Source organism: Pseudarthrobacter sp. Y6 (assembly GCF_050156205.1).
Taxonomy (GTDB): domain Bacteria; phylum Actinomycetota; class Actinomycetes; order Actinomycetales; family Micrococcaceae; genus Arthrobacter.
In genome coordinates this window covers 4044702-4067988 of the sequence record NZ_CP189574.1, presented here as the reverse complement: position 1 = coordinate 4067988, position 23287 = coordinate 4044702, and the positions used below count along the sequence as shown (strand labels likewise).

Sequence of the window (23287 nt, the reverse complement as noted above, 5' to 3'; positions counted from 1 at the left end):
GATTACGGCCGCGCCAAGGAGTGATGCGGCCCGGGATCAGGCAGTGACTGTTTGCGCGGTCCGGAACTCGGCAGCGGCATAGACACCCAGGATGCGGACTTCGGTGGTGAAGAAGTCCAGCTCCTCAAGGGCCAGGCGCAACGGCAGGTCCTCGGGGTGTCCTTCGACGTCCACCATGAACATGGTGGCGGCGAATTCGTCGCCCACCATGTAGCTCTCCAGCCGCGTCATGTTCACGCCGTTCGTGGCAAACCCGCCCAGCGCCTTGAACAGCGCAGACGGGACGTTCCGGACACGGAACACAAAGCTGGTCACCGCCGGTCCGGGCAGCTCGTCGCGTGTGGGCAGTTCCTTTTCCCGCGCCAGGACCACAAAGCGGGTGGTGTTGGACGGGTCATCCTCGACCCGCGAAGCGAGCACTTCCAGGCCGTAGATCTCCGCCGCGAGTGGGGGAGCGAGGGAGAGCTTGGTGGGATCGTTCCACTCCCTGACCTCCCGGGCGGAGCCGGCGGTGTCCCCGGCGATGACTGGACGCAGCCCCGCCTCGCGGATCAGGCGGCGGCACTGTCCCAACGCGTGGATGTGGCTATGGACCTCCGTGGCCGCCTCGATGGTGCTGCCCGGGATACCCAGCAGGTCAAAGTGTATGGGCAGGAAGAACTCGCCCACGATCTGCAGGTGCGACTGGGGGAGCAGGATGTGGATGTCCGCCACCCGGCCGGCGATCGAGTTCTCAATCGGAATCATGGCAAGCTCCGCCTCACCGCTGGAGACCAGCTCGAAGGCGTCCTCGAAGCTGGCGCAGGGAACGCTTTCCAGTTCGGGGAACATCTGCATGCACGCGATATTGGAGTTGGCGCCGGGCTCACCCTGGTACGCAATCTTCTGGGCCATGGTCCGTATGGTTTCACGGCAGGTGCCCACCCACCCAACTGGCCGGCATTTAGTGTCGCCATTCGGGCGTTTCGGGACGTTAAGTGCAGTCAGGCGGGGGGTCTCATCTGCTGTCCATTATGAATGTCGGTGGTTGCCCGTAGCGTGTTCGGTATGCGTTTGAAGGAATGGGCTGCCCAGGAGGGTATCAATTATCAGACTGCGTACCGTGGGGTGCGTGAGGGCCTGATGCCTGTTCCGGTGCGCCGTGTCGGTATCAACGGGAAAACGATTCTCGTTGATGTACCGATTACCGATGTGCCTGTCCCGGCTGTGGGTTTTTACGCTTGTGTCTCTTCGTCGGACCAGCGCGAGGACTTGAACCGTCAAATGGACCGGTTGAGTGCATTGGCTTTCGCTGGCGGGATGAACGTGGTCCGTTCCGAGGCCGAGATTTGCTCGGGCTTGAACGACTCCCGCGCGAAGGTCCGAAGAATGCTGGCTGACCCAGCGGTGAATGTGATTGTGGTCGAGCATCGGGAGCGACTGGGGCGGATGAACATTGGTTTGGTCGAGGCAGCTCTCGCAGCTGCCGGCCGGAAGCTTGTGGTGTTGGATTCTGCTGAGGTTTCTGATGATCTGGTTCGCGATATGACTGAGGTTCTGACGTCGTTCTGCGCGCGTCTGTATGGTCGCCGTTCCGCGAGGAACCGGACTGCGGCAGCCCTGTCCGCAGCAGCGGCCTCACCGTCGGAGGCGGTCCGTGCTTGAGGCAGTGAAGGTCGCTCTTGATCCGTCGCCGGCGCAGGAGCGGGCGATGCTCTCTCATTCGGGGGCTGCCCGGTTTGCGTTCAATGCTGGGCTCGCACATGTGAAAGAGCAGCTGGAGGCACGCACGGCGGCGAAAGATGCCGGTGTCGAGACAGAGCAGCTGCCGTCGGTGGACTGGAACCTTTACGCGTTGCGGCGGTGGTGGAATACGGAACGCACTTTCGAGTGTGAGCACTGCGGCCGAGCAATCGACCGCGACCTGAATGCGGCTTACAACCTTGTGGGCCTGGTAACACCTGTCGCCGGAAGTGGTCCGGAGACATCAAACGGCAGCGGAGGCAACCAGAAGACCGCACATGCTCAGCATGTGCGGCAGGCGCCGAAGAAACTGCAACCACGCACCCGCAACGGGTCAGCCGTGGACCGGCGAGAAGCAATTCTCGCCTCCTAAACAAAAACAAACAGTTTAGGAACGGTGACGCGGAGCCAGGCCTATTGGCGCGGCGCAAGCGTCACGCCGTCGTCGAGCTTGAAAGCCACCTCCGTGAGGAGGTCGACGCCGGCGGGCGAGAATCCGGATAACGTCACCGCCTGAAGGTGCTGGGAACATGCTGCCGGGCCGCTTCGTCCACATCGACGGACTCATGCATGGAGCCAACCGATCAGGGGACCATCAGCAGTCTTGGCTTAGCCCACGCCCAGCCGCATGGACACCTGGTACCGGTCGGAGCGGTACGTTGAGACGGCGTATTCGATGGGCGTGCCAGGGTCCTCCTGGCCGGTGAACGAACGGCGCCGGAAGAGCAGGACGGGTGACCCGGGTTCGATGTCCAGCAGCGCGGCGGTCTCGTCAGGTGCGGCGGCGGCCTCGACGGTCTGTTCCGCATGCTGCACCGGGTGCCCCGCGGCGCCGAGGGCCCGGTATAGGGATCCCGTCAGGTCTTCTGAGAGCAGCCCGGGGACCAGCGCGGGCGGCAGCCACGATTCGTCCACACTCACGGGCGCGCCGTTCGCGAGCCGCAGCCTGCGGACGCGATAGGCCGTTTCCCCGGGCGCCAGGCCGAGGTGGTCAGCGGCCGCCGCCGGCGGCACTGCCGTGGAGGCGTTGATGACCCGTGTGCTGGGTTCGAATCCGGCTGCCCGCATGTCCTCGTTGAACGAGGCCAGGTGCAGGGTGGAACGCACCAGCCCGTGGGAGACGAACGTGCCCTTCCCCTTGATCCGCACCAGTGCGCCGTCCTGGACAAGGTCCGAAATGGCCCGGCGCACGGTGATGCGGGAGACGCCGAACTGCTCCTCCAGTTGCCGCTCACCCAGCAGGGCGTCCCCGGGACGCATTGTGGTGGCGACCAGATGCTGGAGTCGCCTGCGGACCCAGACGTGTTTTAGTTCCCCTGCCGTTTCCATGTCTCCTATTTTCCGGGAATTTTGAACAGGTGGCCGCCAGCTTCCACGCGGCCACCGGAGGCCGGAGGTTCGATCGCGTCCGCCGCGCTGTCCAGGATCACCACGGGACTGCACATGCTCAGGTCCTTTGAGCGGACAAATGTGACGTCCACGGTGATCATGGGATCACCGGCACGTACCTGGTCGCCCTTTTGCGCGATCACGGTGAAGCCCTCGCCCTTCAGTCCGACGGTGTCGATGCCGACGTGGACCAGCACTGCGGGCCCGGACGCGTGCTGGACGATGTAGGCGTGCGGCATGACCTTGATGACCCGGCCGTCCAGCGGTGCGACGGCGGTGAGGACGCCGGCGTCGTCATCCGGGACGACGGCGGCCCCTCCTCCGACGAGCCCCTTGGCGAACACTGGGTCCGGCACCTCGTTCAGGGGAATGAGCCGCCCGGGCAGGGGTGAGACAACGCTGATGGCCTGGGCCGGTGCTTGGGTGCTCACATCAGGCGTGCTCACATCAGGTCCTGGATGTCTTCGGCGAGGCTTTCGGCTTCTGGACCTACGACCACCTGGACCACTGTGCCGGACATCATGACGCCGTGGGCACCCGCGGCCTTGAGGGCGGCCTCGTCAACGCGGGAGGAGTCCACCACCTCGGTGCGAAGGCGTGTAATGCACCCTTCGATTTCTTCGACGTTGTCGGCGCCGCCAAGGGCGGCGAGGATGATTTCTGCTTTGGACATGTCCACTCCTGGAGTTGGTTCGCGGTGAATGACGCCGGGTCCGGAAGCCTTTTTACAGCTTGAGGTTGACAACTGAGGCCGGCGCCCTTCACAGTGATGGTTGTCACTGGTTATAACCAGTTAGCTAGACTCTACTGAATCAAGCATCCCCGCACAAGCACCGCCCTCTTCGAGACGAGGAACATCATGACCACGGAAAACCCATCAGCATCCGCCGGGGCCGGCCCTCTGGCCGCCCCCGCCCCGGCCCCTGGCAAGGGCAAGGGCAGCGGCAAAGCCCTGCAGAACATGCAGCGCTTCGGCCGCAGCCTCATGCTCCCGATCGCCGCCCTTCCAGCGGCTGCGCTCCTTCTGCGCCTCGGCCAGGACGACCTGCTGGGCAGGTTCGAATCGCTGACCACCGTTGCCCAGGTCATCGGCGCAGCCGGTGGCGCCCTGTTTGAGAACCTTCCGCTGCTCTTCGCCGTCGGAATTTCCTTCGGTTTCGCCAAGAAGGGTGACGGGTCCACGGCACTGGCCGCCGTCGTCGGCTTCCTGGTCCTGACAAACGTCTTCAAGGTCATGGCACCCCTGGTGCTGGGTGCCGCTCCGGAGGGCGGCAAGGATCCTGTCATCAACTACGGCGTGCTGGCCGGCATTGTGATGGGCCTGACGACGGCGTGGCTGTGGCAGCGCTTCCACCGCACCACCCTGCCGGACTGGCTGGGGTTCTTCGCCGGCCGCCGGCTGGTGCCGATCCTGACCTCTTTTGCCGCCATCGTCATCGGTGTGGTCATGGCCCTGATTTACCCCCTCTTCAACACGGGCCTGACAGCGGTCGGCAACACGGTCGCGGACAACACGGTGGTGGGCAGCGGAGTCTACGGCGCCCTCAACCGGCTGCTCATCCCGCTGGGACTGCACCACATCCTGAACTCGATCGTCTGGTTCATCATCGGTGATTACGACGGAGCCCACGGCGACCTGAACCGGTTCTTCGCCGGAGACCCCACCGCCGGGGTCTTCATGACGGGCTTCTTCCCGATCATGATGTTCGCCCTGCCCGCGGCTGCCCTGGCCATCTGGCACGAAGCCCGGCCTGGCCAGAAGAAGATTGTCGGCGGCATCATGCTCTCCACCGGCCTCACCGCCTTCCTCACCGGTATCACCGAACCGCTGGAATTCTCGTTCATGTTCGTGGCCTGGCCGCTCTACATCGTCCACGCCGTCCTGACCGGAACCTCCATGATGCTGGTGAACTTCCTGGGCATCCACCACGGGTTCGGGTTCTCAGCCGGAGCCATCGACTACGTCCTGAACTTCGGCATCGCACAGAATCCGCTGTGGCTGATCCCCATCGGTCTGGTCTACGCCGCCATCTACTATGTGGTGTTCCGCTTCGTGATCAGGCGCTGGAACCTGCGCACGATGGGGCGCGAAGATGAAACCGACGAGAACGGTTCAATGGCCAAAGCCGATGCGAGCTGACCGGACTTTGCCCGTCAACGATGTGCCCCTGAACACCGTCGGCGGGGTGGGGCTGCGGGGCCGCCTCGTCACCGGCCGCCCGGGTGACGAAGTTATCGACGACGGCACCGTGGTGATGGCCGGAGGGAACATCGTGTGGTGCGGCCCGACAGCGGACCTGCCGGCCGGTATCGGCGTCGACATCCAGCAGGTGCCCCTCATCCTGCCCGGGCTCGTGGACGTGCACTGCCACGGCGCCGTGGGGCACACTTTCTCCGCGGATGCGGACGGTGCACGCCTGGCTGCCGGCCACCACGCAGCGCAGGGCACGACGTCGGTACTTGCCTCGCTCGTATCGGCGCCGTCGCAGGTGCTGCTGGAACAGATCGCCGTGCTGCGGGACCTGGTGCAGGACGGCACCCTGGCCGGCCTGCACCTGGAAGGGCCGTTCATCACCAAAAGCATGTGCGGGGCCCAGGACCCGGCAGCCATCATCGACGGCGACCCGGCGCTCCTGCAGCAGTGGCTCGAGGCGGGACGCGGGACCGTGCGGTCGCTGACTCTTGCCCCCGAAACCCCGCACTTTGCCGAGCTGGTGCAGCTCTGCCGGGAACACGGCGTCGTGCCTTCCATTGGCCACACCGCCGCTACGGCTTCCCGCACCCGGGAAGTCCTGGGCGGCGTAAACGGTGGGGTTGGCGGCCCGTGGTCGGCCACGCACTTGTTCAACCGGATGCCCCCGCTGGGCCACCGCACGCCCGGACCCATCGCGGTCCTGCTGCAGGCGGCCGAGCAGTCACCCGGGCAGATGGTGCTGGAACTGATTGCCGACGGCGTGCACCTGGACCCGGAGATCGTCCGCATGGTCTTCGGGCTGGTGGGTCCCCGCTCCATTGCCCTCATCACGGATGCGATGGCAGCGGCGGGCATGTCCGACGGCCACTACACTCTCGGCAGCCTGGACGTGCTGGTCCAGGACCGCGTGGCACGGCTGACCGGCACCGCTGACGCCGGTGCCGGGGCGATCGCCGGCGCGACGAGTCGCCTGCTGGAGAACGTCCGCCGCTGCGTTGAGTGGGGCGTTCCCCTGGCCGATGCCGTCATGGCGGCATCCTCCACTCCGGCGCGGCTGATGGGCCTGGATCGGCCTGGCCCCAGCCGGGTGGGCGCCATTGCCCAGGGTTACCGGGCGGACGTGCTGGTGACCACCGAAGAACTTGAACTCGTGCAGGCCTACCGCGCCGGCACGCCACAATCGCAGGAAAGGAATGACCGTGCAGATAGTTCTGTGTGAGTCCGTCGATCACGTAGGAGCCCGGGCGGCGGACATCATCGAGGCCAGGGTCCGGCAGGGTCCGGCCGTCCTCGGATTGGCCACCGGCGGATCCCCGAAATCCACTTACCAGGAGCTCAGCCGGCGTCACCGCGAGGAAGGGCTCAGCTTCAGCCAGGTCACCGGCTTCACGCTGGACGAATACGCTGGTCTGCCGCCGGAGCACGGGCAGTCGTACTACTCCACCATCCGGCGGGAGTTTGTTAACCACGTGGACCTGCCCCTGGAACGGCTCTTTACCCCCCAGGGAGACGCGCCGGACCTGGTGGCCGAGGCTGACCGCTATGACGCAGCGATCGCCGCTGCCGGGGGTGTGGACATCCAGATCCTGGGTATCGGCGCCAACGGCCACATCGGCTTCAACGAACCGACGTCGTCCCTGGCCTCACGCACCAGGGTGAAGACCCTCGCCGGGGCCACGCGGGCTGACAACGCGCGGTTCTTTTCCGACGGCGATGTTCCGCGGCTGTGCCTGACGCAGGGTCTCGGGACCATCCGCGAAGCCAAACTGGCAGTGCTGGTGGCGATGGGGGAGAACAAGGCCGCCGCTGTCCGGGCCATGGTGGAAGGGCCGGTCAGCGCCCACTGCCCCGCGTCGGTGCTGCAGCTGCTCCGCCGGGCAGTTATCATCCTGGACCCCGGTGCTGCATCCCAGCTGAGCCTGCTGGATTACTACCGGGAAGCCCAGGAATTCAACGACAAGCTGGGCCAAACACCCACAAGGCCCTGGCTCCAGCAGCCGGTCAGCCGTTGATGACCTGCGGTACGCCGAGGGTCTTTATGCCTTCGACGCCGAATTCCAGGCCGTAGCCGGACTGCTTGGCTCTGCCGAAGGGGAACACACGGGTCAACGGCGCGGTGCTTGTTGATCCAGACCAGGCCGGCTTGGAGGCGTGAGGCCACTTCGCGTGAGGCGGCGGGGTCCGCTGACCAGACCGAGGCGCCGAGTCCGACGTCGAGCGCGTTCGCTTTGGTGACAGCTTCGTCCACGGTGCTGTAGCGGATGATCGGCAGCGCCTCGTTGCTCCAGCGCTCTCGTCACTGCTGCTGACCTGGGTCCTATACCTGGTGGTCAGCACCCTCAGCTAGCGAGAGCACCGGAACCGTGACCAACACCTGCGCCCGCGGCGACGGAACACCCCCGACTATCTCGCCAGGTGAGTCACCGGTGTTGGTGAGGAGCCAGGTGGCGGCGATGTCGGCACGGAGTTGGGTCAGGGTCCTCGGCTCGTCGGGACCTTGGAGCATGCGGGCTGAGGTTGTGGTCCGCTCCCAAATCCCAGCCGCGGTGTCGGCGGGTAGGCAGGCGGAGAGCCAAGCCATGCCGTCCCGGTCAGGCGCGGGCCTTGTGCCGGAACCGGCCAGGGACGAGTTCACCGGCCGGGCACCCACGCGCCGGGTTCACGACGTCAGGGTCCAGGAAATTCGCCTCCAGCGCCTTGGCACCGGCAGGGTCCAGGTTCACGGTTTCGTCGACCACGACGCGGGCGTGCTGCCACGAAATGCTTCCGGCCTGCAGCGCGGACAGCGTCAGCGGCAGGGCGGTGGTGAGCTCGTGGGCCTCGGACAGGAGCGCCCCGGCAGTCCGTCCACTCACCGTCAGGACGCACGCGACTTCAGCGACGAGGCCCATTTCCTGGGCGCCGCTCTCCTGCGGTGACATGGCCGGGGCCGCCATGGCCTTGGCCGTAACGGCGTATGCGGCCGCGAGGTGGACTTCCATGGCAGCCATCCTGGCTTCCGCGCGGGCGACCTCAGCCAGTCCGTCCAGGTAGGCATTGGCTCTCCGGCGCAGCGGATCAGGGTCGCGCTCATCAGAGTTGAGGTCGCTTACGGAAAAAATCGTACGCTAAGGCCGCGTCGAGGCAGGTAACCACTGGGCGGCAGCTTGTCGATGGAAGCTGGCCATAGTCCGTCCGTTTACGGAACCCTCACCGGACACGAGCGCGTAGACGCTCAACCAGCATGTGGATGTTAACGCTTCGTGGCGGCGTTCTGTGATCGCTTTATGGCGCATGAGCGCGGGAAGGGCCAGCCCTTAGGGTGTAGTGATGACGGCACGTTTAGATAAAGCCCGAAGTATCTCCGATGTGCTCGCTGGGCTCGATGATGCCGGCGTGCGGACGCTCATTGATGCTGCTGAGCCGGTTGGGGTAGGTATTGGGGGAACAACCAAGACAGCCTGTATCGATGAAACGACTGTCTTTGTGAAACAGCTCCCACTGACAAGCATTGAAGAGGCGGATCCAACCGCCACTGCTAGTCGAGTCCAGCTTCCCTTTGTCTGCCACTACGGGATAGGAAGCCCTACCCACGGAGTCGGGCGAGAATTGGCGGCACATCAGGCGACCTCCGAGTGGGTTCAGGCAGGAGCGGTGGATTTCTTCCCGCTTTTGCTCGGGTGGCGAGTCGTTGATCTGAAGTGCAATACAGACCTCAGTGAATTTGATGGCTATGTTCCTCAACGCCAGTGGGGGACACATTGGCCTCAGGTTAGGAGGAAAGTCACCGCGATGAAGGACGCGTCCAAGAGTGTGGTGCTTTTTCTTGAGTACGTGCCCGAGACGCTGGGCGCTTGGGTGCGCAGGAGCCTAACCGCTGGCACTGGGCCGAGCGTCTTCGCTGACGTGATCGACCAGATCGTCGAAGCCACAGCATGGATGAGGAGACAAGGGTTCCAGCACTTCGATGTGCATCCGGGAAACATCCTCGTACAGGAGGGCAGGCTGCTCTTCACGGATTTCGGCCTGGCGCTTTACCGCGGGTTCGACCTCACCCCGGAGGAAAAAGAATCCATGGTCGCGCATGAAGGCTACGACCGTGATACTGCCCTTATGCATCTGTTCCACTGGGTGCTGTTCGAACTCGGCTATACCTCCGGTCCGCAGCGCCTGGCACTGTTGCGTGCTGCCGCCGCTGACCCTGCTACGCCAGCGCTGGATCCAGTTCGTGTGGCACTCGGCAGCAGTGCTGACCTGATTGCTCGACATGCGAATGTCGCTGTCTATATAACCGAGATGTTCGGCGTCCTCATGCAGGATGCGTCCGCTACGCGGTACAACAGCACTCACGACAGGAACATTCAGCGATAGCTACCTAACTGGTGGTGATTAGGTTTATCGGCTGCGTTGGGGGCGTAGTTGGATAGCCTTGGTAGGAGTGCGAGTAGGTCCAGTACGACGATTGCCATGATGGCGAAGGTACTTTGCAAGCCGAATGATTGCGCTAGGAGGGCGCCGACGGACCTTGTGCCCCATCCCACGAGCCTGTAGGCGCTGTTGACGGGCCCGAGTAGATCGTTCGGGGTCGCATGCTGACGTAGGGAGACGATAATGATGTTGCCGATCGCGATCGTCGCGCCGCCCGCAAACATGTCCGCCCGTAAGCCTGCGCCGCAGGCGCAAGTAACACCCAAAATTTCCGGTGTGGATCGCAGCGTTAAGTGGCGTCATTTTCGCAGCGCTAAATGTCACCCTTGAAGTCCGTTAGCCGATCGTCTACCGGGCGGCCTGCAGGCAGTGTTACCTTCAGACGACTGCACGGAATGTTCGATGCCGCCTGCACCGGCTCTCGGCTTTGGCCCGGCGTCCCGTTAAACCGGGACAACCAGATTGACGATTCGCTGGCGCGCTAGGGCTTGGAGGCCGCCGGGTCTCCAGGAGAGGGGGCTGGCGCTGGAAGTTCGTGCTGGATCTTCTGTATCTGCTGAGCCTGATGCGTTTGAGGGCGGAAGATCTCATCTGCCATTCCGAGCAGTTCTCCACTAGCTCTGCGTTTGATGCCCTTTCGTCGATTCCTTCGCGAGGTCCATACCCAGATGCACGCCAACCCAGCTGGCACACCAAGCACTGCTAACGCCCCAATTAAGATGTCCATGGTGGCCACCCTAGCTGGGGAAACCGGGCAGATTCTTGCGATGTCTCATTTCCAAGGTTCTCTCGGGGTCCGACGGGACTTCGGCAAGGAACAGACCTCGTTTGTGCAGGTCAGGCGCCGCCGGGCGGCGCTCTGGGGTGGGCCACAGGTGTGGTCCTAGTGTTTACACCCGTCGGAGTGTGGCCGGTTGAGTCGGGTCATCACCTCGCGCTGGGGCACTCAAGCCGGCCAGTCCCACCACGGCACATCCGGCTATTCAGGAATCTGCGCTTTTGAAGCTGAGTGTGTCTGCTCCGCTCTTCCACTGAAGTGAGTCCTGGCTGAAGCTCATTTCTACCGGACGTTTCAGAACTTCCAAGACCCACTGGTCTTGCCGGCCGAGCTCCTCCGGGCACCCTACAGCGCCGATGGCAAGGTCGCGCGCGGTCATGGTGTTCCCGGTGATTTCCACTGGCCCGCTAATGGGCGCGCAGTTGGTCCTCACGCTCAGGTAAAGGTCCCCGTTTACGGCGTTCAGCTGAACCCTGAGGCTGCCCGACGCCACCCACGGCAGATTTGTCCCACCCGCTGTTCCGGAAGTGCTCGTATAGATGGCACACGGGGCCGATGGCAGGAACGCCGCACATGTTTCCTGGGGCGGGGTGGAGCCGGCCGGGGCGGGACTGAGGCTGGTCGAAGAAGGAGTCGATACGGAAGGACCTTGTTGGTCCGAAGTCTGGGCTCCGCAAGATGTCATTAGTGTGCCGATTAAGACGAGAGGAATGCCATAGTTCCAGGCCCCAGTGCGCTTCATTGTGCTCCCTTGAAGGTGGACGCTGCTGGGAGCCTATACGCACGCAGCGGCTTTGTGTTTATGGCAGTTTGAGTGGGGACCGGTTTTGCAGTTTGGTCGGAGCCCACTTCGCGGCTCGCCGGTTGATGAATCGCAGTTTCAGTTGAGCCCACCCCACGGTTGATTCCATCAAGATGTTTTTCCCAACGGTGGAAGGCAGTGATGGAGTCGAGAGTGGAGCTATTCGCGAGGATTCGCCGGGATGCCAGGGTCAGGGGCTTGTCGATCCGGTCCCTGGCGAGGGAACACCGGGTCTCCCGCAGGACGGTCCGCCAGCCTTGGCCTCTGCGGAACCACCACAGCTTCGAGTTCCTGACCGCATGGCACCGAAGCTGGGGCCTTTGAAGGGTGTCATTGATGCGATGCTCCTAGCTGACCTTGACGCGCCACGGAAACAACGCCATACAGCCCAACGGGTCTTCGAGCGTTTGGTTGATGAGCATCAGGCCGTGATCTCGTACTCCAGCGTCCGGCAGTATGTGAAAGCCCGCAGAGCTGCCATCGCGGTGGAATCGGGAAGAGCGCCGGTGGAGGTGTTTGTCCCGCAGGAACATGCGCCTGGGGCTGAAGCGGAGGTGGATTTCGGTGACGTCTGGGTGGATCTTGCCGGGGTCAGGACCCGGTGTTACATGTTTGCGTTCCGGCTCTCCCATTCCGGGAAATCGGTCCACCGAATTTTTCCGACCTGCGCGCAGGAGGCTTTTCTGGAAGGCCACATCGAGGCGTTCAACGCCGTAGGCGGTGTCCCGACGAGGCATATCCGCTATGACAACCTCACCTCTGCCGTGACCAAGGTCGTCTGCGGGGCTGGCCGGCAGCGCGTGGAGAATGAGCGCTGGCTGCTCTTCAAGACTCACTTCGGTTTCGACGCCGAAACGAAGCCCGCCTGGACAGGAGGACGATAATGCTGAGCCCGATCAGAAGTAGTGATTCACGCAGTGCGATCGCGAGGGGCAGCAGAAAGGGCTCGTCAAAGCCGAGAAGGATGTCTCCGAGGTTGGGTCCGGTGGCGAGGAGAATGATCGCGCTGCCATAGCAGAATATCTGTGTCTTCTGCCCTCCCCGTCTCCAGAGGATCAAGAGGCCCGGTAGGAGGTAAACCCAGTGATGCATCCAGCTCACCGGTGAAGCGAGGCAAGCGGTGAGGCCGACAATGATCGCTGCCTGGACAACTTCGCCACGGCGGTAGGTGGTTGTTGCCGCGCCCAGGCCAAGTGCGGCGACTACAAGGGTAAGTGCAAGGGCTGGTGTTGACGTCCAATCGCCCAGCGCTGCAAAGGCGCCTTGGATGGAGTTGTTCCCGGAGGTAGCGAATAGCCCGTTGAGCGAGACTCTGTCGGACAGCTTCCAGATCACACGAGAGGCAAAATCAAAACTCATCTCCGGGTAAATCACAGCGGCTAGGACGGTTGCTGCGAATGCGGCTAGTGCGCTACCAATCGCGGCTCGTTTTTGTCCGGAGATGATGAAGTAAGCAATGAAGAGCGCCGGTGTGAGTTTCACAGCGGCGGCAAGACCGATCAGCGCGCCGGGCGGGAGGCGCCGCAGATATGTGTTCTTTGGGTTGCGGCAGACGTCGAACAACACCAGTGCCATGAGGAAGACGTTGATCTGACCGAAGATGATATGGCTCGCCATGACGATGCTGCATGATGCAGCCAGCGCAAGGGCCCCGACAACGAATGGCTTATGCCGGTGTTGCCGAGGCAGAAGGCTTCTAAGAACGGCACCCATGATTAGGGCCGAAGCGCCAGACCAGAGAACGTAGGCGACGGGGGCCGGAAACAAGGTCAGCGGCAACAGGATCAGGGCGGCGAAGGGCGTATACGTGAACGGCAAGCCGCCGGCTGGCATGACGGTTCCCTGAATGTTTTCGGCGTAGATGTGCTCACCCACGGACGCCAGAGCCGCAGTGTGGTGATAGACGTAAAAGTCGACCGGGTTGACTTGGCTCACGACGCCCGCGAGGAACCAGACACTGATAACTGTGCACACGAGTAGCGCCACGGTGCTCAGGGCCCTCGACTGGCAAGTAACTACCCGCCGGATCCGGCTATTCTTCTCGACCGGAGCAGGCTCTGCCTGTTCCTGGACCCGTAGAACATCCTCGGGCGCGCAGAGCAGGGCAGAGCAGAGAGCGGCCAGGGTGGAGAGCTTGATGGCGGACGCATCCCCGGCGCTGAGCTTCTGTAAGTCCTCATGCGCGATCCCGGAAAGATCAGAGGCTTGCTGGAGGCTGATGTTTTTGCGCCGGAGTGTTTCAGGGAGGACGCTGATGGTTCGCACATCGCGAACGGGGGTGCCGCGAAGGGAAGTATGCACGGGACTCCTTTTAGGGCCGGTACACGGTCAGGAGGTCGCCGACGTCGCATGCCAGTGCATGGCATATGGCGCTCAAAGTAGAGAACCGGATTGCCTTGGCGTGTCCGTTCTTAAGCAGGGAAAGATTCACGATGCTGACCCCCACTCTTTTGCTGAGTTCTGTCAGCGTCATGTCGGCGGCCTGGAGCAATTCGTCCAGGTGGCACACGATGAGCGTTTCTTCGGTCTGCTTGCGTGTTCTTGCCACTAGACCAGCCCTTTGGCATCGCGGTCGAGCACGTCACCTCTGCGGAATACCGCGGCAAGAAGGAACGCGGACAGCCCGACAAACAAAGGCATCAGCTCAAAGCTTGAACTGACGTAAAACACAACGTCACCCAGCCGGATCGGGCTCTCCAGGGATGAGATTCCCTGCAGGTGGGCGATCGCAATTTGCTTCGCTGAGCCTTCCAGGACAGGCCCAATCAGTCCCGTCGCAACCGCAGTGATCCCCGATAAGGCCACGAGCCAAGTAGATCCCCCGCCGAACGGAGTACCCCGTATTAGCCGATAACACAGCAGCACAACCGTAGCCACAGCAAAGAGCACGGCAGCGGAAGTTAGAACCGACGACGCGATGAAGAGCGCCTGCGCGGAGGGCTCAACGGCGGACACCTGCAGCCGTACCGTGTCGGCCCGAAGCGACACCACGTCCGGGTCGAGGCTTCCGTGATCCAGAGCCAGGAAAGCCGGCACCGAAAAGTTCACCCGGCCCGACTGGACGTCCATTATCCGCAGCGAAGCCTGGTACCCGACATACCATCCAAGCCCAAGCGAAAGTACAGCAAAGACTCCAATAGAAATCAGGGCCGCCGCCCGGCGAGACCCTGATAGCAGCTTGTAGACCATGTCCCAACCTTTACGATATTCGTTATTTACGATTATCGTAATGCACAACACGTTGGGACGTTCGGGGCGGGTCTCTAATCCCGGCGTACGACTATGCGAAGGTGGTCCCCGACAGGGCTGCCATCCCACATCTAAGTGGGCTCAACTCCGATTGAAATTCTCAGTCGTCGGGCGCCACTCTGGCGTGGGCCACAAGAGTGTGGTCCTAGTGATTGCACCCGTCGGGGTGTGGCCGGTTAAGCCGGGTCATGAGCTCGCGGTTGGCTGCCCGTGCCGCGTCGAGCTCGTCGTCGCGTTCTGAGAGTTGCCGGTGTTGTTCTGCGGTCTGTTGTTCCAGCTCGGTGACTCGGCGGTGTAGACGGTCGACATTGTCGGGAGCTCCGAGGCCGGACTCTCGCCACACCTGTTCGCCGAGATGCTCGGACAGGCGCTGGCGGAACTGGGCGTTTTCGCGGGACAGACGGGTGATGCGGTCATGAGCGTTAGCCAGGTCGGCTACGAGGGATGGCCTGCTGACGCTCGGTCCTCCGGCCTTGGCGGTGGTTGGTTCGGCGGCCTTGAGAAGCACCGCGGCGTGAAGGTCGCTGTGGCGATAGAGGAAGCTGCGGTCCACCCCGGCGCGGCGCGCGATCGCGGAGATGCTTACTTCGGTGCCCAGATGAACGGCTTGCTCGAGCGCGGCGAGGACACGTTGGCGGCATCGTGTGCTGTGGGCTTGCCGGGCCGCGGCAATGCCGTTGGTGTTATTGTTCATGGTCTCTCCAGTCCCGCGCTGGGGTCAGGTTTGCCCCTGATGGCGGGCATACCCAGACTGGTGACCTGGCGGGTGCGCCGAACGGCCGAAATGGCGGCGGCGATGTCGGCTTGTTCGGCGGGGGCGAGCTGTTCGAGATGCTCTTGGACACGGTGCACGAGTTCTTTCACCCGGCGGATTTCTTCCTCTGACGGTAAAGCTTCTGTTCTGGCCCAGTTTTCGAGATCCGTGGTGGCCAGCACACGTTCGCGGTCACGGAGCAGGTCATGCAGGTATGCCTTCAACTCGGGCAGGTGCGAGGGATCGGTGTGGAAGTGATCGCAGCCGACGCAGCGAAACCGGAATGGACAGAACCCACCCCCTGCCTGGACGTTAGAGGGTTCGTGACAGTTGCCGTAGGGCACCGATACCTGGCCGAGCGTGTGGCGCGCGTGCTCGTCGTCGAGTAAGGCCTGGGCGTCTCGCCAGAGGTGGTTGCCGTGCCGGTCGAACCGGTGGTCGGCCAGCCGGTCGACCGCGGCACGGCGGCGTTTCTCGCCGACCTGGTAATAGGCCTGAGTCGAGCTCAACAGCTCGTGGCCCATCAGCTCGGCGAGTACATCGAGCGCGACGCCGGCGTCGGCGTGCCTTTGCGCGTAGGTGTGCCGATAGGAGTAGGGCGTGATCGTGGTCAGGTCGTAGCTGCTGCCGTCGGAGCGTCGGAGAGGAGAGGGCAGCGAAGCGATCCAGCCGCGGTGGGCCCGGCCGATGCGATGCCGGGCCATCGGACGCCGGCCGTCGGGGTCTTCGTCTGAGGGCAGCAGAACCAAGGACGCAGGGTTGCTGCCAGGGAACTGCTCCCGGATTGCTTTTTGTTGGGTGGTGACCAGCTGGGCGGTCGCCTGGGTGATCGGAAGCCGCCGGCCCGGCCTGTTGTTCTTGAGGTCGTCGTAGACCAGGACATAGTTCTCGTCGTGGTCGCGGTCTATGCAGTCCCAAGGCAGGTTCAGGATCTCGCCGGGACGGCGGCCTGTGTCGATGAGCAACTCGATCGCAACAGCCAACCCTTTGGGCATGCGCGTGCGCAGCAGCGGCAGGGCATCGCAGAGCTGGGCGAGGATCTCGGGTGGCAGCGACCGGTTTGGAGTTTGCCGGTCGGGGCGCCGGGGAATGTCCTCGCGCCGGAACGCGAAGTCGTCAGGCAGCCCGCTGAGCGGGTAACCGGCACGGGTCAGGCCGAGCAGCCGCATCTGACGCAGCGCATGATGAGCCTTTCGACAGCTCAGGGAACGGGACAACGCGGTGATCTTCTCGCAATGCTCCAGGTAGGTGAGTCGCTGCAGAAACAACTCAATGTCAGGGCGGCCGAGGTCACGGATGATCAGGCCGCGGTCGCTTCGATGGGCGCGCAAGCTCTCTGAGAGCCCCGCCAATGCCGCCACGTGGGCTCTCAGCACCGTGGTGGCGCCCTCGCCCCGACGACGTATCAGGTCGTGTATCGCCCACCGTTTCGCACCCTCGCGTAACCATGGTTGGCTGATCGCCGTGAAGTCCAGCCGCCCGCTGTGGCCAAACAAGGACATCGCCCAAATGTCCTTGGCCTGTTCTGCTTCCAACTGGTCCTCGTGCGTCGGCGTGACCAGAGCACGGGCTGGCACCGCGGTCACCTCGTCACGTTCCCTGTGACGTGGCGGCCCGGGCTACCCGCTCCACCGCCGCGCGCAACCGCTCCGGTGCCGGATGGACATACACCTGGCTCGAGCTGATCGAGGCATGGCCGAGGAGTTCTTGGACCTCGTCGATGCTCCCGCCGGCGTCCAGGACGTTGCTGGCAAACCCATGACGCAGCGCATGCGGGTGCACGGCCGGATCCAGACCCGCCCGGCGGGAGGCCGCGGCCAGCAATTCGTTTACCGCAGCGGGAGTCATCGGCGCGCCGATGGGCGCCCGGAACAGGTTCACGAACAAGAAATCGCTCTCACCTGCCGCGGTATTCATGGCTCTCTCGGTGAAGTACTGGTCGTGGGCATACACGACCAGCGAATCCACCCGGGACGATCCTGGAGTGCCGCGATTTTGCCCACGCGCCGTTAGTGTTCTGCCTCCGCACCACGTGCAGGTGAGATCCGGGGAAGCGACAGCCCAAGGACGATGAGTCGACCAGGAAATGGACGTCCTCACGCCGGAGTCCAACCAGCTCGCCGCGACGTAATCCAGCCCGCGCGAGCAGCATCACCAGCAGCCGGTCACGCGCCGAGAGGCATGCCCTCAGCAGCGCGAGGACATCTTCATCGCGGGCCCGGTCAGGGCGTTGCCTGATAGCAGGAACCCTGTGCCGGGCCTTCATCCGCAGCCTCCAGACGCCGTCCTCGCCGCGCGCCTCAGCCGGCAGATCCTGGCTATTGGCAAGCTCATAAAGATGACCCAGCACTCCTCTCGGAGCGTCGCCGTGATCCACCGCGAAGGCCAGGAAGCCCCGCACCCCTGCGAGCACGCAGTTGATCCGTCGCGGTCCTCGGACTGCAGTCTCGACCGCGCCGCCCGTTGTTGTCCCCTGCTGCGACGGGGAGTGGCGGAGCCACAACACGAACGCCGGCATCTGCCCCGCAGCGGCCCGCCAGTCTTGCCCGGTGGCCGCGCACCACGATAGATAGAGTGCGACTGCGCCCGCATAGGTCTTAGTCGTCGACTCGGCAGCATCACGCCCGAACCGTAAATACCGCAGATATGCATCCGCCACAGACATGACCAGCAGGTCCTCGCCGATCACTGTCCAGTAGCGCATTCCAGAAGGCATCTGGACCGGAAAAGTTCGCATAGTCATCTCCTACGCCAATCATGAACGCCATCACGACGAACACCTGACCGACACACTGAGAGAACCCGTCGTCCACCAAGCAAGCGATCCAGCTTGTGCCACAGTCCACTACAGGCGATCGGACCCCCATAGAACCTAGGAAAGGAGACGGTGGTTTCGGGCTGCGGAGGCGCCCGGTGAGGGTTCCCTCTCTGGGACGAGAACGCATTAGCGCGTCTTGATGTCAGCGCCTTCGTGTCCTATTTTCTGTGACTCTGCATTGATCCCCGCGCTTCTTCGGCGTTGTGGTGGTCGTAGCCGTCCTTGGCCGATGAGGATGGCGATGATGACGACGGTTCCGCCGACGATTTGATTCCAGTGGATTGTTTCACCGAGAACCATGACTCCGAGGATGACGCCGCCGATCGGGGTGAGGTAGGTGACGGTTGAGGCCATGGTCGAACCCCAGGCGTTGATGACGTTTGTGTACCAGATATAGGCAATCCCCGTTCCGACGCCGCCGAGTATCAGGATGCTTCCAACGATGCCAGGATTCAAGGTGACTGGGCCGGGGCCGATGAAGGGTGTGAGCAGCAGGATGATGATTGCCCCGGCGCCAATCTGGGAGGCGGAGACTGTGATCGCGTCATAGTCGTGTCCACGGAGGAACCGCCGGGTATAGGAGAACCCGAGGCCGTAACAGGTGGTCCCCCCCGACAGGCCAGCTGCGCCCAGAAGAACATGCCGTTCGCCGCGTCTGCTACGGCGTCCCATGGTGCGGCGACGAGGATCACGCCTCCCGCGGCCACGAAGATGCCGGCAGTCTTGATTTTGGTAAGACGCTCGTCGGGGAGAATCGCCAGCGCGACAAGCATCGTGGCGATCGGCGTCGTCGCGTTGTAAATGCTGGACAGCCCGGCGGGAAGGTACTGCGCTGCCCACGAGAACAAAAGGAACGGGACGACACACATCAGAGCTCCGATCGCCGTCAGGTGACCCCACACGCGCAGGCCGCGTGGCCACCGTCGACGTGTGACGAGCATGATGATGGCGAGAACCAGTGCGCCGAAGAATAGCCGGCCAAGGACGACCTGCGCCGGGGAGAGCCCTCCGACGGCCACCTTGATGAAGAGGAAGCTGGCACCCCACACCGCGGCCGCGCCCAGGTACTGGGCGGCGAGACCAACGCCATGTCCGTCCCGCATTGTCGATCGACTTTTCACGCCCACACCTCATCTTTCCTCTATGCCAGTCTCAGCTAAACTCAGGACATGAATCAAATGAATCGGGCACATAGGCCTATGAAGAAAATAGATCTGTGGTCGCTTACCTTGCGTCAGCTTGACGTCTTTGTCGCCGTCATGGACCAGGGTGGTTTCGGCGCTGCGGCTGATCATCTGCGGATGAGTCAATCTGCCGTCTCGCACGCCCTCGCAGCGCTGGAGCGCGCCTCGGGTGCCCCTCTCATCGTCCGCGCACCCACGATCGCGACGACGTCCCTGGGCGAGGCAATCCTGCCGCATGCCCGCAGCGTCCTGGCTAACGTGCGCGCCCTGCGAGCCACCGTCGACATCCAGCGCGAAGGCCTCGTGAGAGGTATGGTCCGCCTCGCGGCGGCACCGACCGCGTCCCATCGACTTGTCCCCGAACTCCTGAAACGTTGGCGTGCTGAACTACCTGGGCTCGATATCCGCCTGTTCGAGGGCAGCGATGAGGAACTGGAAGTCTGGCTGGCCAGCGGCGCGGTCGACGCTGCCGTTCTCATCGACCCGGACCCGGTTCCCTCCGGCTCCATCGTCCTGGCCCGCGATGACTTCCGGGCCGTGCTCCGCTCTGACCACCCGCTTGCCGGCGAGAAGCGCGTCAGCCTCGCCGATCTCCTCGAGGACCCGCTGCTGGCCTCCTCCAGCGGCTGTGAACCCCAGATCACCCGCATACATACGATGGCCGGAATTCCTTATGCGCCGGCGCAGAGGGTTCATGAGACCAGCACCCTGCTCGGCATGGTCGAGGCCGAACTCGGCGTCGCGATATTGCCCTCCCTTGCACGCTCGATGCTCCCGGAGAATCTCGTGATGGTCGAGCTCGAACCGCACCTAGACCGCACCCTCGTCTTCTCCGGCCCCTCAGGGCGCCCGTGGCACCCGGGCGTCGAACGAATGCGCGACATCGCCGAAACTTCAGCGCCGAATTTCTGAGTTCTGCGCGGACGCCAGATTGAGGACAGGTGCTACACGAATAGCACCATGGGATTCGCCGTGACCCGGGAAAGCGTCCGTTCAGGGTTCCCCTATGGAACGGGGTCCGGCTGCAACCTTTATGAGGCTAGGCGTAGATTCCGGGATGAACGTCGGAGGGCTGAGCGCCGTAGGTTTCTAGACGTGGATCGTCCAGCACCGCGGAGACGCAATCTTGGGAGCCAGCGACGTAGACCGAATCAGCGTACACATCGTTTCCAACGCACCAGGCCTGATCGGCAGGCCACCACCGCAAGCTGCGCCTGGACGATGGTTCATCGAGCGCCTCGGCCGCAGCGCTTAGTGGTCCTTCGATGAGGTACATCTGCCGCTCGGGAGGAACGATCACCACCGGTGCTCTAGCAAGGTCGTCCCTGATGCCGGAGTAGCCTGTCCAGACGGCGAAGTAGCATTCGTCGGGCATCGTCGTGTGCCGGCTGAGAACGTCGGCCAAGGCAGATGCAACCTCGTGATCGAGTGTTCCGAAATCGACATTGATTTTCTCACCGGTTTTGGCCTCGTAGTCCAGGCATAGGCGTTCTCCATTGGCGGTGGCATCCACGGAGATGCCCAACTCCTTCGCGGCGGCGGCCCAAGGTATTTTCCGTCCGTCGGCGCCGACGAAAGGGTTTAGGACACGAACGACTGCAGGAAAGGTCTCCGGCACGAAGGTGCTGACCAGGAGCGGAGGCCCGAGAAGTCGCGGGCCAGCCACTAAGCGGCAGATGCGGAGTTGGCAGGAGCCAGACTTGCCTTCATGTATCTGCTCCGAATCTGCGTGGTAGCCATTAGTCGCTAAAGAATCACCATAGCGGGTGACCATTTCCTGCTACCGAGATCGCACGCCGGTTGTAAGAACTACGCAAATGCATCGTGAGTGTCCCGTTGAGGGTTCCGCTTACGGACGAATGCTCACGAGCTCGCTCGGGTTTCTCTGCCCGGCAATGGGTGGCCTGGACTAATCGGCGGTTGCGTCAGCCGTTTGATGGCTTCCTTCGGCGGCGCCCGGCGGCAGCGCCCTTCGACTACGGCTGGCGGAGTTGACCGCAATTAGTGCGGCAAGGGTCACAGTGACGCCGATCAACTGACCTGCGGTCGGCTGGTTGCCCCGGAAGGCTTCGATAGTGAACGCCGTTATCGGGACCAGATTGATGAACAGGACACCGTTCGCGGCACCGAGGATGGCGACGGCGTGGTTCCAGGTAAGAACGGCGACCACGGTGGCGGGGATTGCCATGTAGAGGATCTGCCATGCCGCGGCGCTAACGTCCGCCATCGTAGTGGCCGGCGTGTTCCACGTCAGCGCTGTGGTGAGGACAAGGATTGACAGGGTTCCGAGGGCGATTGTGTGGGTCGTGAATCGCAGCAGGCTCATTTCCATGAAGTCCCGGCGACTGGTCGTGTAGAACACCCACGCGATGACACCGGCGAAGGTCAGGGGGACACCCAGCCCGAGCCCGACCTGCAGCACCGCCATCGGATTGCCGTTGCCCAACACCATCGCTATGCCCACCAGAGAGATGGCGGCGAAGAGGAATACGAGCGCCCGGGGTCGGTTCTTTGTTCGTCCCCACATGACAAACAAAGTGATCATGGGCAACGCAGCCATGACCAGGGAAATCGTCTGGGGTGGAGAGTAGCTCAGTCCTGCATACATGAGCATGTTGAAGCCTGCGAATCCGATGGTGCCGATGATCCAGAGTGCGCCGGTGCGGTGGCCCGGTACGAGCGCCCTCGGGCCTTCCTTGATGGCCAGGATGGCCATGAATATGAGTGTGGCAACAATGAACCGGGCTGCCGTCAGTCGGAACGGGTCCAGGAACGGGAATGCTGTTTTCGCGACGGTGAACATGCCTCCCCAAGCAAGGGCGGTGACGAGTCCGCCGGCGGAGGCCAGTGCTGTTGTGCGGTTCATGCATATCCCTAGTGTTCGGTTGTTGACGAATACCAGAACACCATACAGGATGGTTGAAATGGGAAGAAGGACGCCGTGAAGCTGCTGCAGCACCCTCGAGTCGAAGATTTTGACTTGGCCGCGCTGATGCACGCGTGCTCGGACCCGACCAGACTGAAACTGCTTCTCGATCTCAGTCACAACCCGGGAAAAACCTGCGGCACGTTCGACGCCGATGTGTCGAAGTCGACCCTGTCGGGGCATTTCAAAGTCCTGCGCGAAGCGGGTCTCATCCGCCAGGAACACGGCCCCGGTAACAGCCGTCTGAATTGGCTGCGCATCAATGATGTAGAAACCAGGTTCCCTGGAGTGATCCCCACTGTGCTCAACGCCTTGGAACAGGAAATCAGTAGGGTACGAGTGGCACCAGAAACTAATCCTCGGTCCGGTGTCGTCTAATCTGGACCGTAGCGATACTCTCAACTGAACTTTGCCGCCCAGGGCATGGCGCTTCGCTAGCTCCCCTGTGGTCCGCCTGCCGACCCGTAATAGAGTCGAGACACCCATGTCAATTCATTATTTCAGCCCCCGTTTGCACCAGTCGGCCGCCCCGTTTTCGCACTTCGTTCAGCACGGAAATACTGGTTACACGGCTGGGATCATCGGCCAGCGCACGGACGACGGAGCGCTAATTTCTAGCGATGTCGCGGAGCAATCCGAGTCCATGATGGCCAACCTGGAGACGCTACTTGAAGAACTGGGATTGACCCTATCGGATCTCCTACGCACCACGATCTATTTGACGGACTACAAGGATTTTGACGTCATCAATTCCGTCTACGCCAAACGCCTGGGTGAACCATTTCCCGTCCGCACCACAATTCAGGTAGCTGCGCTGCCGCTGGGCGCCAAGGTGCAAATCGACACGGTAGTAGCTCTTCGCGAAACGACTGCGACCCAGGGTGTGCCAAGTCGCTGACCTAGTGCATAGCCAGGGCAGTTAGTACCAGCGCAGTCGGGCGGCGCATGGGAAAGCTGCCGGGCCAAAATTTCGCGAAATTGTCCGGCGAGGGTTCCCCATGCGGACGCACGCTGACGCGTTGCCTTGGCAAACAGGGAGCTGACCCGGCGGATACCTGCCTCAT

25 protein-coding genes and 3 pseudogenes are annotated in these 23287 nt (G+C 62.9%); 10 read left to right on the top strand and 18 right to left on the bottom strand.

Annotated features, from left to right (window positions below):
• Positions 1–36: 36 nt before the first annotated feature.
• The gene (locus ACQCSW_RS19665) at positions 37–894 is read right to left on the bottom strand and encodes a prephenate dehydratase (protein ID WP_426988606.1); all 858 of its coding nucleotides are present in this window, start codon (positions 892–894) and stop codon (positions 37–39) included.
• Positions 895–1047: 153 nt separating this feature from the next.
• Here ACQCSW_RS19665 and ACQCSW_RS19660 point away from each other — a divergent pair, with 153 nt between their 5' ends.
• Together ACQCSW_RS19660 and ACQCSW_RS19655 are read left to right on the top strand one after the other, a co-directional pair.
• Positions 1048–1644 carry an IS607 family transposase gene (locus tag ACQCSW_RS19660; RefSeq protein WP_426988604.1) on the top strand — a complete coding sequence of 199 codons (597 nt, stop codon included), beginning with the start codon at positions 1048–1050 and terminating at the stop codon, positions 1642–1644.
• Entirely contained in the window at positions 1637–2095 is a 459-nt protein-coding gene (locus ACQCSW_RS19655) for a helix-turn-helix domain-containing protein (RefSeq protein ID WP_426988602.1), read from the top strand. Before ACQCSW_RS19660 ends, ACQCSW_RS19655 begins: the two co-directional genes overlap by 8 nt.
• A 236-nt stretch (positions 2096–2331) precedes the next feature.
• Here the strand turns inward: ACQCSW_RS19655 and ACQCSW_RS19650 are convergent, their stop codons facing one another.
• From ACQCSW_RS19650 to ACQCSW_RS19640, 3 genes are read right to left on the bottom strand one after another with little or no spacing between them, the layout of a single operon-like run.
• On the bottom strand, positions 2332–3051 hold the full coding sequence (locus ACQCSW_RS19650; protein ID WP_426988600.1) for a GntR family transcriptional regulator: 720 nt from the start codon (positions 3049–3051) through the stop codon (positions 2332–2334).
• A gap of 5 nt (positions 3052–3056) precedes the next feature.
• Entirely contained in the window at positions 3057–3557 is a 501-nt protein-coding gene (locus ACQCSW_RS19645; RefSeq protein ID WP_426988598.1) for a PTS sugar transporter subunit IIA, read from the bottom strand.
• Positions 3554–3784: a glucose PTS transporter subunit EIIB gene (locus tag ACQCSW_RS19640; RefSeq protein ID WP_058930899.1), complete on the bottom strand. Its 231-nt coding sequence runs from the start codon at positions 3782–3784 to the stop codon at positions 3554–3556. The genes ACQCSW_RS19645 and ACQCSW_RS19640 overlap by 4 nt, the downstream gene beginning before the upstream one ends.
• A gap of 186 nt (positions 3785–3970) precedes the next feature.
• On the opposite strand from ACQCSW_RS19640, the gene ACQCSW_RS19635 reads away from it, so the two are divergent.
• From ACQCSW_RS19635 to nagB, 3 genes are read left to right on the top strand one after another with little or no spacing between them, the layout of a single operon-like run.
• A complete protein-coding gene (locus tag ACQCSW_RS19635; protein WP_426988596.1) occupies positions 3971–5251 on the top strand; it encodes a PTS transporter subunit EIIC in 1281 nt (426 codons plus the stop codon).
• On the top strand, positions 5241–6524 hold the full coding sequence (locus ACQCSW_RS19630) for an N-acetylglucosamine-6-phosphate deacetylase (RefSeq protein WP_426988594.1): 1284 nt from the start codon (positions 5241–5243) through the stop codon (positions 6522–6524). The genes ACQCSW_RS19635 and ACQCSW_RS19630 overlap by 11 nt, the downstream gene beginning before the upstream one ends.
• Positions 6505–7317, top strand: a complete 813-nt coding sequence (gene nagB / locus ACQCSW_RS19625) for a glucosamine-6-phosphate deaminase (protein WP_426988592.1) — start codon at positions 6505–6507, stop codon at positions 7315–7317. The genes ACQCSW_RS19630 and nagB overlap by 20 nt, the downstream gene beginning before the upstream one ends.
• Here the strand turns inward: nagB and ACQCSW_RS19620 are convergent.
• The 3 genes and pseudogenes from ACQCSW_RS19620 to ACQCSW_RS19610 form a co-directional block, all read right to left on the bottom strand.
• Positions 7307–7580 (bottom strand): annotated as a pseudogene (locus tag ACQCSW_RS19620) (aldehyde dehydrogenase family protein); the annotation flags it as partial. The gene nagB and the pseudogene ACQCSW_RS19620 sit on opposite strands and share 11 nt — an antisense overlap.
• A gap of 42 nt (positions 7581–7622) precedes the next feature.
• Positions 7623–7811 (bottom strand): hypothetical protein, encoded by a 189-nt coding sequence (locus tag ACQCSW_RS19615; protein WP_426988590.1) that lies wholly within the window; start codon positions 7809–7811, stop codon positions 7623–7625.
• A gap of 85 nt (positions 7812–7896) precedes the next feature.
• Positions 7897–8286 carry a hypothetical protein gene (locus ACQCSW_RS19610; protein WP_426988588.1) on the bottom strand — a complete coding sequence of 130 codons (390 nt, stop codon included), beginning with the start codon at positions 8284–8286 and terminating at the stop codon, positions 7897–7899.
• A 328-nt stretch (positions 8287–8614) separates the two neighbouring features.
• On the opposite strand from ACQCSW_RS19610, the gene ACQCSW_RS19605 reads away from it, so the two are divergent.
• On the top strand, positions 8615–9655 hold the full coding sequence (locus tag ACQCSW_RS19605; RefSeq protein ID WP_426988586.1) for a protein kinase domain-containing protein: 1041 nt from the start codon (positions 8615–8617) through the stop codon (positions 9653–9655).
• A gap of 1040 nt (positions 9656–10695) precedes the next feature.
• On the opposite strand, the gene ACQCSW_RS19600 is transcribed toward ACQCSW_RS19605, so the two are convergent.
• Positions 10696–11175 carry an META domain-containing protein gene (locus ACQCSW_RS19600; protein ID WP_426988584.1) on the bottom strand — a complete coding sequence of 160 codons (480 nt, stop codon included), beginning with the start codon at positions 11173–11175 and terminating at the stop codon, positions 10696–10698.
• A gap of 258 nt (positions 11176–11433) precedes the next feature.
• Between ACQCSW_RS19600 and istA the strand changes: the two are divergent.
• Positions 11434–12143 (top strand): annotated as a pseudogene (gene istA, locus ACQCSW_RS19595) (IS21 family transposase); the annotation flags it as partial.
• On the opposite strand, the gene ACQCSW_RS19590 reads toward istA, so the two are convergent.
• From ACQCSW_RS19590 to ACQCSW_RS19555, 8 genes and pseudogenes are all read right to left on the bottom strand, one after another.
• Positions 12118–13557 (bottom strand): glycosyltransferase 87 family protein, encoded by a 1440-nt coding sequence (locus ACQCSW_RS19590; RefSeq protein WP_426990740.1) that lies wholly within the window; start codon positions 13555–13557, stop codon positions 12118–12120. The pseudogene istA and the gene ACQCSW_RS19590 sit on opposite strands and share 26 nt — an antisense overlap.
• Positions 13558–13603: 46 nt before the next feature.
• Positions 13604–13840, bottom strand: a complete 237-nt coding sequence (locus tag ACQCSW_RS19585) for a helix-turn-helix domain-containing protein (protein ID WP_426988582.1) — start codon at positions 13838–13840, stop codon at positions 13604–13606.
• Entirely contained in the window at positions 13840–14481 is a 642-nt protein-coding gene (locus tag ACQCSW_RS19580; RefSeq protein WP_426988580.1) for a hypothetical protein, read from the bottom strand. Before ACQCSW_RS19580 ends, ACQCSW_RS19585 begins: the two co-directional genes overlap by 1 nt.
• Positions 14482–14686: 205 nt before the next feature.
• Positions 14687–15235 (bottom strand): DUF6262 family protein, encoded by a 549-nt coding sequence (locus tag ACQCSW_RS19575; protein WP_426988578.1) that lies wholly within the window; start codon positions 15233–15235, stop codon positions 14687–14689.
• Complete coding sequence (locus ACQCSW_RS19570) at positions 15232–16881, bottom strand: tyrosine-type recombinase/integrase (RefSeq protein WP_426988576.1); 1650 nt, start codon at positions 16879–16881, stop codon at positions 15232–15234. Before ACQCSW_RS19570 ends, ACQCSW_RS19575 begins: the two co-directional genes overlap by 4 nt.
• A 4-nt stretch (positions 16882–16885) precedes the next feature.
• Positions 16886–17263, bottom strand: coding sequence for a tyrosine-type recombinase/integrase (locus ACQCSW_RS19565; RefSeq protein WP_426988574.1), 378 nt, complete (start codon positions 17261–17263; stop codon positions 16886–16888).
• Between the two features lie 976 nt (positions 17264–18239).
• Positions 18240–18785 carry a DMT family transporter gene (locus ACQCSW_RS19560; protein ID WP_426988572.1) on the bottom strand — a complete coding sequence of 182 codons (546 nt, stop codon included), beginning with the start codon at positions 18783–18785 and terminating at the stop codon, positions 18240–18242.
• Between the two features lie 20 nt (positions 18786–18805).
• Positions 18806–19216: pseudogene (locus tag ACQCSW_RS19555) on the bottom strand (DMT family transporter); the annotation flags it as partial.
• A gap of 96 nt (positions 19217–19312) precedes the next feature.
• Between ACQCSW_RS19555 and ACQCSW_RS19550 the strand changes: the two are divergent.
• The gene (locus tag ACQCSW_RS19550; RefSeq protein WP_426988570.1) at positions 19313–20209 is read left to right on the top strand and encodes a LysR family transcriptional regulator; all 897 of its coding nucleotides are present in this window, start codon (positions 19313–19315) and stop codon (positions 20207–20209) included.
• Positions 20210–20336: 127 nt separating this feature from the next.
• On the opposite strand, the gene ACQCSW_RS19545 is transcribed toward ACQCSW_RS19550, so the two are convergent.
• Positions 20337–20810, bottom strand: coding sequence for a hypothetical protein (locus tag ACQCSW_RS19545; protein ID WP_426988568.1), 474 nt, complete (start codon positions 20808–20810; stop codon positions 20337–20339).
• 396 nt (positions 20811–21206) lie between these two features.
• On the bottom strand, positions 21207–22163 hold the full coding sequence (locus ACQCSW_RS19540; protein WP_426988566.1) for a DMT family transporter: 957 nt from the start codon (positions 22161–22163) through the stop codon (positions 21207–21209).
• 75 nt (positions 22164–22238) lie between these two features.
• Here ACQCSW_RS19540 and ACQCSW_RS19535 point away from each other — a divergent pair, with 75 nt between their 5' ends.
• The gene (locus tag ACQCSW_RS19535; RefSeq protein WP_426988564.1) at positions 22239–22601 is read left to right on the top strand and encodes an ArsR/SmtB family transcription factor; all 363 of its coding nucleotides are present in this window, start codon (positions 22239–22241) and stop codon (positions 22599–22601) included.
• 106 nt (positions 22602–22707) lie between these two features.
• Complete coding sequence (locus ACQCSW_RS19530) at positions 22708–23121, top strand: RidA family protein (protein ID WP_426988562.1); 414 nt, start codon at positions 22708–22710, stop codon at positions 23119–23121.
• Positions 23122–23287 lie beyond the last annotated feature (166 nt).